This is a genomic window from Streptomyces niveus (assembly GCF_001723055.1).
GTDB lineage: Bacteria > Actinomycetota > Actinomycetes > Streptomycetales > Streptomycetaceae > Streptomyces > Streptomyces niveus.
In genome coordinates this window covers 23,841-34,001 of sequence record NZ_MDCR01000100.1, presented here as the reverse complement: position 1 = coordinate 34,001, position 10,161 = coordinate 23,841, and the positions used below count along the sequence as shown (strand labels likewise).

The 10,161-nt window shown below is 72.4% G+C and carries 9 protein-coding genes; all 9 read right to left on the bottom strand.

All coding sequences use genetic code 11. The annotated features are described in order from the left end of the window. Nucleotides 1-38: 38 nt before the first annotated feature. The 9 genes from BHU15_RS13675 to BHU15_RS13635 all read right to left on the bottom strand — a co-directional run bounded on the left by BHU15_RS13675 (nt 39) and on the right by BHU15_RS13635 (nt 10,054). Nucleotides 39-1,808 carry a 1-deoxy-D-xylulose-5-phosphate synthase gene (locus tag BHU15_RS13675; protein WP_069627432.1) on the bottom strand — a complete coding sequence of 590 codons (1,770 nt, stop codon included), beginning with the start codon at nt 1,806-1,808 and terminating at the stop codon, nt 39-41. Nucleotides 1,809-1,837: 29 nt separating this feature from the next. Next, nucleotides 1,838-2,323: a DUF6917 domain-containing protein gene (locus BHU15_RS13670; protein ID WP_107422849.1), complete on the bottom strand. Its 486-nt coding sequence runs from the start codon at nt 2,321-2,323 to the stop codon at nt 1,838-1,840. After that, nucleotides 2,323-3,249 (bottom strand): Gfo/Idh/MocA family protein, encoded by a 927-nt coding sequence (locus tag BHU15_RS13665; RefSeq protein ID WP_069627426.1) that lies wholly within the window; start codon nt 3,247-3,249, stop codon nt 2,323-2,325. Before BHU15_RS13665 ends, BHU15_RS13670 begins: the two co-directional genes overlap by 1 nt. A 63-nt stretch (nt 3,250-3,312) precedes the next feature. Continuing rightward, nucleotides 3,313-4,443: an Ldh family oxidoreductase gene (locus BHU15_RS13660; protein ID WP_069627425.1), complete on the bottom strand. Its 1,131-nt coding sequence runs from the start codon at nt 4,441-4,443 to the stop codon at nt 3,313-3,315. 3 nt (nt 4,444-4,446) lie between these two features. Continuing rightward, on the bottom strand, nt 4,447-5,775 hold the full coding sequence (locus BHU15_RS13655) for a M20/M25/M40 family metallo-hydrolase (protein WP_079128120.1): 1,329 nt from the start codon (nt 5,773-5,775) through the stop codon (nt 4,447-4,449). Continuing rightward, on the bottom strand, nt 5,772-6,644 hold the full coding sequence (locus tag BHU15_RS13650; RefSeq protein ID WP_069627429.1) for a sugar phosphate isomerase/epimerase family protein: 873 nt from the start codon (nt 6,642-6,644) through the stop codon (nt 5,772-5,774). The genes BHU15_RS13655 and BHU15_RS13650 overlap by 4 nt, the downstream gene beginning before the upstream one ends. Continuing rightward, the gene (locus BHU15_RS13645; RefSeq protein WP_069627424.1) at nt 6,637-7,776 is read right to left on the bottom strand and encodes a Gfo/Idh/MocA family oxidoreductase; all 1,140 of its coding nucleotides are present in this window, start codon (nt 7,774-7,776) and stop codon (nt 6,637-6,639) included. Before BHU15_RS13645 ends, BHU15_RS13650 begins: the two co-directional genes overlap by 8 nt. A gap of 102 nt (nt 7,777-7,878) precedes the next feature. Next, nucleotides 7,879-8,946 carry a polyprenyl synthetase family protein gene (locus tag BHU15_RS13640; protein ID WP_069627423.1) on the bottom strand — a complete coding sequence of 356 codons (1,068 nt, stop codon included), beginning with the start codon at nt 8,944-8,946 and terminating at the stop codon, nt 7,879-7,881. Between the two features lie 160 nt (nt 8,947-9,106). Next, nucleotides 9,107-10,054 (bottom strand): 4-hydroxy-3-methylbut-2-enyl diphosphate reductase, encoded by a 948-nt coding sequence (locus BHU15_RS13635; protein WP_069627422.1) that lies wholly within the window; start codon nt 10,052-10,054, stop codon nt 9,107-9,109. Nucleotides 10,055-10,161: the final 107 nt, after the last annotated feature.

Sequence of the window (10,161 nt, the reverse complement as noted above, 5' to 3'; positions counted from 1 at the left end):
CTTCGTCGGAACATCCGGCATGCCCAAAGCGATGGCGGTCATGAGGTGAGTGTCCTCTCGGAGGTCGTACGGGCCGCCAGCACCTCGGTGGTGACGGCGTCGGCGGTCAGGCCGCAGTGGGCGAGGACCTGGGCCCGTGAGCCGTGGTCCAGGAACTCGCGCGGCAGGCCGAAGTTCCGTACGGGCGTGGTGATCCCGGCGTCGCCCAGCGCCTGCGTGAACGCCGTGCCCACGCCGCCCACGCGTCCGCTGTCCTCGATGGTGATCACCTGCTTGAAGTACGCCGCGGCCTCCACCAGCGTGGGGTTGACCGGGACGACCCAGCGCGGGTCGACCACCGTCGCCCCCACGCCCGCGTCCGCGAGCCGCCCCGCGACATCGAGGGCGAGACGGGCCATCGGGCCGACCGACACGATCAGTACGTCGCGGCCCGGCGCGTTGTGGAGCACGTCGAAGCCGTCGGTCGTGTCGATGGCGGGGATGTCCGCGCCGGTCGTGCCCTTGGGGAAGCGCAGTACCGTCGGGCCCTGGTCCCAGGCGACCGCCTCGCCGAGCAGTTCACGCAGCCGCGTGCCGTCGCGCGGCGCGGCGATACGGATGCCGGGCACGGCCTGGAAGAGCGTCAGGTCCCACATGCCGTTGTGGCTGGCCCCGTCGTCGCCGGTCACGCCCGCGCGGTCCAGCACCAGCGTCACGGGCGCCGAGTGCAGGGCGATGTCGGTGACCATCTGGTCGATCATGCGGTTGCCGAACGTCGCGTAGATGGCCAGCACCGGATGCAGCCCGCCCAGCGCCAGGCCGGCCGCCGCGGCGGCCGCGTGCTGCTCGGCGATCCCCACGTCGATCGTGCGCGCCGGGAACTCCCGCTGGAAGTCAAGCAGTCCGACCGGTTCCGCCATCGCCGCCGTGATCGCCACGACATCCGGGCGCTCCGCACCGATACGGACCATCTCGTCCGAGAACACCGCCGTCCAGGAGGGGGAGGAAGCAGGTGCGGCGGACGAGGAAGGGGTGGCGCGGACCACATGGCAGCGGTCCAGTTCGTTCGTCTCCGCCGTCTCCCAGCCCCGGCCCTTCTCCGTCACCACATGCACCACCACCGGACCGCCCAGTGCCCGCGCCCGGCCCAGCGCCTCCTCCACGGCGGCGATGTCGTGCCCGTCCACCGGGCCCAGATAGCCGAAACCGAACTCCTCGAAGACGTTCCCAGGCCCCCTCGCCGACCGCAGCTTCCCCAGGTGCGTCGCCAGCCCGCCCACCGTGGGCGCGTACGAGCGCTCGTTGTCGTTCAGCACCACGATCACCGGGCGCTGCCGCGCGCCGCCCAGGTTGTTCAGGGCCTCCCACGCCAGGCCGCCGGTCAGCGCCCCGTCCCCGATGACCGCGACCACCGCGCGGTCCCCCTCGCTGCTCAACTCCCGTGCGCGCGCCAGGCCGTCCGCGTAACTGAGCGCCGTCGACGCGTGCGAGTTCTCGATCACGTCGTGCTCGGACTCGGTCCGCGAGGCGTAACCGGACAGCCCGCCGCGCGTACGCAGCCCGTCGAACCCGGCGGCGCGGCCGGTCAGCAGCTTCTGTACGTACGTCTGGTGGCCGATGTCCCAGAGCAGCGTGTCCCGCGGCGAGTCGAACACCCGGTGCAGCGCGATGGTCAGCTCCACCACACCCAGGTTGGGGCCCAGGTGACCGCCGGAGCGGCACACCGCGTCGATCATCAACTCCCTTATCTCCGAGGCGAGTTGTGAAAGCTGGGGCGGCGTGAGGGTGCGGAGGTCGCGAGGCGTCGCGATCTCGTCGAGTAGGGGCATGACTGAGTCCTCCATCTGGTACGGGGCCGTCACGGGCGGCCCGTGCCCGGTTCGCCGTCCGTGGACGGTGGCGGCCGGAAGGTGACCTGCGAGCCGGGGCGCAGTCCGGCCTCGGGGCCGGTCAGCGTCCAGGCGGTGTGGATCAGTACGTTGTAGTGGTTGGGGAAGTGGCAGGCGTCGAAGCCCAGGAGCGTCCCGATGGGCTCCCCGTCGACGAGGACGATGTCGCCCCGGTCCAGCACCCCGGCGACCGAGATCTCCACGAAGCCGAGGAAGCCGACCCGGTCGATACGGGCGCCCTCCTCGGTCTCCACATGGTCGGTGGTGACCAGTTCGTGCAGCTCGCCCTGGCGTACGCAGCGGGAGGCGAACTCCTCCAGGCGCATCCCGCGATCCGTACGGCGGTGCCGCAGCACCTTGACCACCTCGGACCTGACCGTGCGCTTGTCGCCGTTCTCCGGGCTCGGCTCGATCAGCGCGGGGGCCGGGGGGCCGTACGCCGTTCTGTTCGGCATCAGCGCGCCTCCGCCCGTTCCGTCGCGTACGTCGCGTCGACCAGCTCCAGCATCGCGAGCCCGGCGCGCGAGGCGTCCGTACCGGCGCGTACCGCCTGCTCGAACTCGCCCAGCACACCCACGTATTCATGCTTCAGCGAGCTTTTGAACGCGTCGTGCCCGGCGAGCATGTCGGCGTGGTGCTCGGTGCCGTCCTTCAGCCGTACGGTGACGTCCTTCGCCTCACCGTGCGGATACGACCAGTCCAGTTCCACCGTGGCGGGCACCCCGCCGGCGGAGCGCAGCGCCACCCGCGCCTGCCGGTCGACGCCCGCCGCGTCGCGTACGACCTCGGCGGACTCGACCGTCAGCTCGCCGAGGAACAGCCGCACCGTATCGAAGGCGTTGGGCCCGTTGTCGGCGACGCAGCCGCCACCGCAACGCGCCGGGTCGAGATACCAGCGGTCCGCGCCGACGTGCTCCTCGATCTTCTCCAGATAGCGGACAGTCACCGACTCCACGGCCGACGCGTCGGCGGGCAGCGAACGCAGCAGCCCGAGCACGTTGTCGTTGTAGCGCCGGTGGAAGGCGGTGAACAGCACCGACCCGCCGCTCACGGCCAGTTCGGTCAGCGCGCGGCCCTCCGCCAGGTCCAGCGCGAGCGGCTTCTCCACGCAGACCGCGACGCCCGCCGCCAGCGCGTCCCGGCAGACCGCCGCGTGCGCGTCGTTGGGGACGTTCACGACGATCGCGTCGAGTCCGGCCTCGGCCAGCATCCGCCGGTGGTCCCGGTAGCAGGGCAGCCCGGCCTCGCGGTGCGGGGCCAGGGCCTCCTCGCGCAGGTCGCAGACCGCGACCAGGTCGAGCGTGGGCAGGCCGGGGAACGCGTCGAGGTAGAACCGGGAGATGACCCCGAGCCCCACCACGCCTATCCGCAGGGGTTTCATTGTCTGTGTCCTCCTTGATGGCGCTTCCCAATGAGGGGCGGGTGTACGTCAGTTGGGCAGCGGCTACGGCTGCGGCAGCGGCGCAGGCGCCGTGAGTCCCCGCTCCGCCGCCACCGTCACCAGCTCCTCGAACAGCGACCGCGACAGCGGCACCCCGCTCTTGCCGTGCTCCGTCGCCCGCTCCGCCTCGAACCAGCCGGGGTAGCGCACCGGCCGGTCCTCGTCCACGGCCGGGGAGCCGACGAGCGCGTCGAACATCCCCGCCGTCTGCGCCTCGAAGTCCCCGGGCGTACGCAGCTCCGCCGGGGCCACGACCAGCACGGTGAAGCCGATGTTGTCGTCCTGGCCGCTCGGGCTGCCGCTGCCGGACCACGCCTCCGTCGCCGGACCGAGCCCCGCGCCCGGCAGCAGCGCGCCGAGCACCTCGACGAGCAGGCCCAGCCCGTACCCCTTGAACGCCCCGGTCGCCGGATCGCCGCCCAGCCACTTCAGATAGCCGTCGCCCCGGTCCAGCGCGTGCGGATCGGTCACCGGACGGCCGTCCCGGTCCTCCAGCCAGCCCTCCGGGATGGGCTGCCCGGCCCGCGCGGCGCCGCGCACGCGCCCGGTCGGGACGACGGTGGTGCTCATGTCGAGGACGAGCGGGGGCCGCGGACCGGCCGGCGCGGCGAACGCGAGCGGGTTCGTGCCGAGCAGCGCGGCCTGCCCGCCGGGGGGCCGGATGATCCGCTGCTGACCGCAGTTGGAGACCAGCAGGCAGATCATGCCCCGGTCCGCCGCGCGCTTGGCGTGCGCGCCCGCGCAGCCCAGATGGGTGGCGTCGCGTACGGAGACGAGCCCGACGCCGAACTGGACGGCGCGCTCGGCGGCCAGGTCGACGGCCTCGCTCGCCGACCAGAGGCCGAGGGCGCGGCGCGCGTCGAGCAGGACGGCGGCGCCCCGGTCGGCCAGCACCTCGGGCTCGGCGGCGGGGTCACAGCGGCCGTCGTCGAACAGCTTCAGATAGAGCCGGGTGAGGTTGGTCAGACCGTGCGAGGTGATGCCGGTCAGGTCGCCGTGGACCAGGGCGTGCGCGGCGGTCAGGGCCCGCCCGGCGGGCAGGCCGTGGTGCCGGAACACGGCGGCGGTGAACTCGGTCAGCGCGGTGAGGTCCACCCGTACGGATGCCGAGGTGTCCGAAGAGGTCGTCGTCATAGGTCAGTTCCCCTGATCCAGCCGGTTGCGTGCGAAGGAGATGAGCAGGCGCCCGATGTGCCGCGCGTACCGGTCGAGGTCCGCCAGGTCGGCGAACTCCCCTTCCGCGTGGGCCTGGTTGGCGCCGAGATCGCCGGGGCCGAAGACCACCGTCGAGGTGCCGGGTACGCCGGCCAGCCAGATCGCGTCGCAGGTGAACGCGGGCAGTTCGGCGGGCCACGGGGCGAGCCCCGCCCGGTCGAGCAGCAGCTCGCGCACCCACGCGTCGTCGGCGTACAGCGCGGGCAACCCCCGCTTCAGCCAGTCCAGACGGGTCACGCGCGCGGCGTCGCGGGCGGTGGTGGCGAAGGTCGGGCTGTCGGCGAAGCGTTCGCGGAACCGCTCCACGCCGGTCCGCAGTACGTCGTCCAGCGCGGCTTCCAGTTTGCGACCGGTGTCCTTGGAGCCGTACGACAGATTGATCAGCAACTGGCCGGTGCCGTAGACCTTGTTGTGCATGGAGCCGGTGTGCAGGCCGGCGACGCAGACCTGGCCGTCGACCGCGTACGGCGGCAGTTCCGCGGCGAGGTGCTGGGCGAGATAGCCCAGCAGCACCGTCGCGTTGTGGCCCGCGCCCGGCTCGTCGTCGATGCCGTCGCGGCCGTCGACGCGCAGCCGGGCGGTCATGGAGGCGGTGGCCCTGCTCAGTACGCGCAGACCCGTCGGCTCGCAGAACACGTTGAGCCGCCCCACGTACCCCTGCTCCACCAGCGGCTTCGTGCCGAACACGCCCATGGCGCCGCCCTCTTCGCCCGAGACGAGCTGGATCAGCACGCCCACCTCGGTGCCGAGCGCGGGGGAGGCGGCGATGGCGCCGCGCAGCCCGGCGAGGAGTCCGACGGCGGGGCCCTTGGCGTCGATGGAGCCGCGCCCGTGGAAGCGCGAACCGCTGAACGAGACGGGGCCGCCGCCCGCGACGGTGTCCAGGTGCACGTTGAACATCACCGTGGCCGCGCGCGGCAGTTCGGGTCCGAGCCGCAGCACCATGTTCGGCTGGCAGTCCAGGAATCCGGGCCGGTCCTCGGCGGCCTGGGCGACCGCGCGGGGCACGTCGGCGCCGGTCAGCGCGTCGGGCCCGGCGGGGGCGTGGTGCACGACGCGGAAGCCGAGCCGGCCCGCCGCCTCCGCGTACGCGCGCTGCGCCTCCCACAGCTCCACCGGTTCTTCGCCGCCGGTCTCCAGCGGCCCGGTGGTCCGCAGGGTGAGCAGCCGCAGGAGCAGTTCCCGGTCGGCATCGGTCAGCCCGGCGGCGGCGCGGGGGCCGGGCCGCCCGGTGCGCAGAAGGTCCGTCATGCGCGGCCCGCCGCCGGAGCCAGCCCGCTCACGAGCTTTTCGAGCCGCTGCCCGTACGCCACGAACTCGTCCACGTAGTCCCCGGACGGGTCCGACCACCCCTCGTGCGGACGGATGTTGATGTGCGGCTCGATCGACACGACACCGGAGTAGCCCCGGTCGAACAGCAGCCGCAGCGAGTCCGCGACCCGGCAGTTCCCGTCGCCGGGCAAGGAGTAGAACTGCGCGTCCGTGTCGCCGGTGCCGTCCTTGACATGGACGTGGGCGACGTACGGCGCGATGTCCGCGAGCAGGTCGTACGCCTCGTAGCCGTACGCGATGCCGTTGCCGACGTCGAAGAGCAGCCGCAGCGCGGGGCTGTCGGCGGCGTCGAGCAGCCGGAGCATGCGCGCCGGGTCGGTGGCGGCCCAGCCGGCGCAGTTCTCGTGCACCAGTACCAGGCCCGCGTCCTCGGCGCGGGCCGCGAGCCGGCGGATCCGGCTCAGCACCTCGCGCTCCCAGCCGGCCTCCGGCAGACCGGAGTTGGGGTACGACATGATCCGGACGTAGCGGGTGCCGAGGCGGTCGCAGCGCTCGGCGAGGCGGTCCAGCTCGGTCAGGTCGTCGGAGAACGGGGAGGCGACCGTACGGGCCCAGTTGCCGATCCGGGAGTCGACGCAGGAGACCCCGAGCCCGGCGTCGGCGAGCCCGCCCACCACCCGGTCGAAGGCCGCGTCGGAGAGGTCGGCGAGGGGGACACCGTCGACGGAGCGCAGCTCGACGCTGTCCCAGCCGAGCCGCCGTACCGCCTCGATCTGGCGGTCGAGACCGGGGGCGGCCTCGTCGCCGATGCCGCTCAGCCGGACGTGGGTGACGCCGGTGTCACTCATGGTCCGCACCCCCGCTCCGCGGCGAGGTGGAGACGCCCGTCAGCGGCGGCCGGGGACCCGGAGCGCCCGCGGCCGGGCCGCCGGCCGAGTCGTCGGCCGCCGCGCCCCGGGCGTCCCGCGCGGCGGCCATCAGGCGGGCCTCCTGCAGGAGTTGGACCACCCGCCGGGCTATCGCGTAGTCGTCCCAGCCGCCCGAACCGCCGGCCCTGTCCGCGTCCGCCTCGTAGTCCCGGTACGCGTGGTCGATGTAGGTGGTCAGCGCGTCGTCGAAGAGGATCCGCGGGGTGGCCGTACCGCCGCCCGCCCCGTCGTGGACGGTAAGGCTCGCGTGGTGGTCGACATCGCTGATCGGGTAGTGGCCCACGACATGACCGGTGTCGAACCGCAGCCCGATCCGGCGCTCGCGGATCGGCGACGTGAGGTCGGAGGCTATCTCCGTGGTCACGCCGTTGTGGTGCTGGAGCGTCAGCCGGGCGCTGCCCATCCTGGGGATGACGGTGTCGCCGATCCGCATGTCCGTCAGCGCCGCGTCGACGATCCGGGCGTCACCGGCCAGCCGCAGCGCGACACCGAGCGAGTGCGGCAGCTCCACGTCGAAGGCGGTGGTGTGGTTGTTGGAGCGCAGCGTGCGCGTCCACCGGGGCTTGAACTGCGTGAAGGACAGCGAACGGAGCCCGCCCAGCGCGTCGTGGCGCACCAGCTCCGCCAGCTCGTGGGTGAGCGAGCTGGCCAGCCACGGCGACACGACCCGCAGCCGCAGGCCCCGCACCCGAGCCAGCATGTCGATGGCCTCGAGACCGGCGACGCCCACGGTCATCGGCTTCTCGACCACGATGCGCGTGTAGCCGAGGTCCGCCAGCTCCTGGAGCGTGGCGAACCGGTCGACCGGCGGCGTACAGAGATGGACGACCGTACGGGCCGGATCCGCGAGCTTCGCGGCGTGGGCCAGTGAGTCCGCCGGCACCAGGCCCTCGGCCAGGGCCTGTTCGTGGATGTCCTGGACGTCCCAGACCACGGGCGGTTCCGGTGACCACCGGTCGGTTTCGTCCGGCAGGGCGCGCAGCTTGCGCAGCACCGGCCAGTGCAGTCCGAGGCCGGCTCGCCCGCCGCCGACGATGAACGTGTTCAGCATGACGTGACCTTCGCTCTTGAGAGATCTGGCGACTGGCGAGTGAGGGGACGCGCTGTCGGATCAGGGCCAGCGGTCAGTGGTTCGGCGTTCAGTGGTGGGCGTTCAGTGGTCGCGGTAGGCCACGGACGTGGCCATGGCCGCGAGTTCGCGCTTCCACTCGTCGCTGATGGGAGCCGTCGACAGCACCTGGTGCGCCTGGTCCACCAACTCGTCGATCCTGTGCTCCACCTCGGCGCGTACGCCGTTGCTGTTCAGCGCCTCCGCGAGGGCCGCGCCGTCCCACTCGGCGGCCTGGACCAGCTCGCCGACGCGGGCGTCACGCAGCGCGGCGAGGCTCACCAGCAGCGTCATCTTGTGCTGCTCGGCGTCGAGACCGACCGGCTTGCCGACCGCGTCGGCGTCCCCGTACGTGTCGATGAGGTCGTCCCGCAGCTGGAACGCCTCGCCCACCGCCGAGCCGTACGCCTCGAAGGCCGCCGCCGCCGAGGAGTCGCCCGCGATGGCCGCGCCGAGTTCCAGCGGACGGTGGATGGTGTAGCGGCCGGACTTGGCCTTGGCGATGTAGCGGGCCAGCTTCGGGTCCGGCAGGGATTCGGCGGCGACCGTGACGTCCAGGTGCTGGCCGATGATCAGCTCGCTGGCGAGCTGGCCCCAGACCAGCCGCGCCTCGGCGGGGAGATCCTGGGTGAGCTGCCCGGCGTACGAGAAGGCCAGGTCACCCGCGAGTACGGCGATGCCCTCGCCGTACCGGCGGGCCTCGCCCTGCCAGCCCCGAGCCCGGTGCTCGTCGGCGTGCCGGGCATGGACCGTGGGCTTGCCCCGGCGCAGGTCGGAGTCGTCGATGACGTCGTCGTGGATGAGCGCGAACGCGTGCAGCATCTCGATGGCCGCCGCCGCGTCCACCACCCGGGGGTCGGACAACTCGCCGCCGGCCGCCAGGAATCCGGCCGCGCAGAACGAGGGGCGCAGCCGCTTGCCGCCCGCGCGGATCAGTTCACCGACGGCGTCGACGGGGACCGCGGCGCGCGCGTCGACCGCCGCCCAGCGGGAGTGCTCCGCGTCGAGCAGGGCGTCGAGCCGTTTCTCGGTACGGTCCAGGACGGCCGCGCGGGACTGGGCGGCGAGGCCCCCGAGGTGCGCGACGGCCGGTGCGGGCGGTGAGACGGTCATGGCGTTTCTCCTGTCGTGTCGGCGATCTGGTCCTTGGGGCGACGGCACCCGCTCAAGGGCGTGTACGGCTCCGAGCGGCGTCCGGGTCCGGTCGGGCGCGGGCCCCGCGCGGCCGGGGTCCCGGGCGCGTACGCCGTCGGGCGAGGAACGCCCCGCCCGCTCAGGCGGACGGCCGCCCCTGCGCGAGGCCCGACGGCAGCTGGAAGACGATGTCCTCCTTGGTGGTGACGGACAGCTCCACGTCGTGGTAGCCCAACTCGTCGAGCCGCTCCAGCAGTTGGTCCACCAGCAGCTCGGGCGCGCTGGCACCGGCGCTGACGCCGATCGTCCCGACCCCCTCCAGCCAGCTCACGTCCAGCTCCGTGACGTCCGGCACCAGATACGCGGAGGTCCCTTCGAGGAGGGCCACCTCCACCATCCGTACCGAGTTGCTGGAGTTGCGCGAACCGACGACCAGCACGAGATCGCTGCGCGCGGCGATCTCCTTCACCGCGACCTGCCGGTTGGTGCTCGCGTAGCAGATGTCGCCGTCGGCCGGGCTCCGCAGATCGTCGAAGCGCTTGTTCAGCGCGGTGACGATGCCGGCGGTCTCGTCCATCGAGAGCGTGGTCTGGGTCAGGACTGCGACGGGCGTGTCACGCGGCAGGTCGAGCGCGTGCGCGTCCTCGACGCTCTCCACGATGACCGTGCGGTCGGGGGCCTCGCCGTACGTGCCCTCGACCTCCTCGTGGTCGGCGTGGCCCACCAGCAGCAGGGTGCGCCCGTCGCGGGCGTAACGCCGCGCCTCCTGGTGGACCTTCGACACCAGCGGGCAGGTCGCGTCGATGGTGTCGAGCCGGCGGGCGGTCGCGTTCTCACGGACCTCCGGGGACACGCCGTGCGCGGAGAACACACAGACCGCGCCGGGCGGCACGTCCGCCTCGGAGTCCACGAAGATCGCGCCGCGCCTCTTCAGCACTCCCACCACGTAGTGGTTGTGCACGATTTCTTTTCGCACATAGACGGGAGCGCCATGGACCTCCAATGCCTTCTCGACGATTTCTATCGCCCGGCGTACCCCCGCACAGAAACCGCGTGGCTCGGCGAGGATCACTTTCTTGTCGGTCACGACTGGAAACTCCTGTCGGTCCGTGGAATTGGGCTTCACCGTCGGTCACAACGGAGAGGCAAGTCAAGGTTTTCCGGACCGGCAATAAGTAACGACGCAGGTAATAG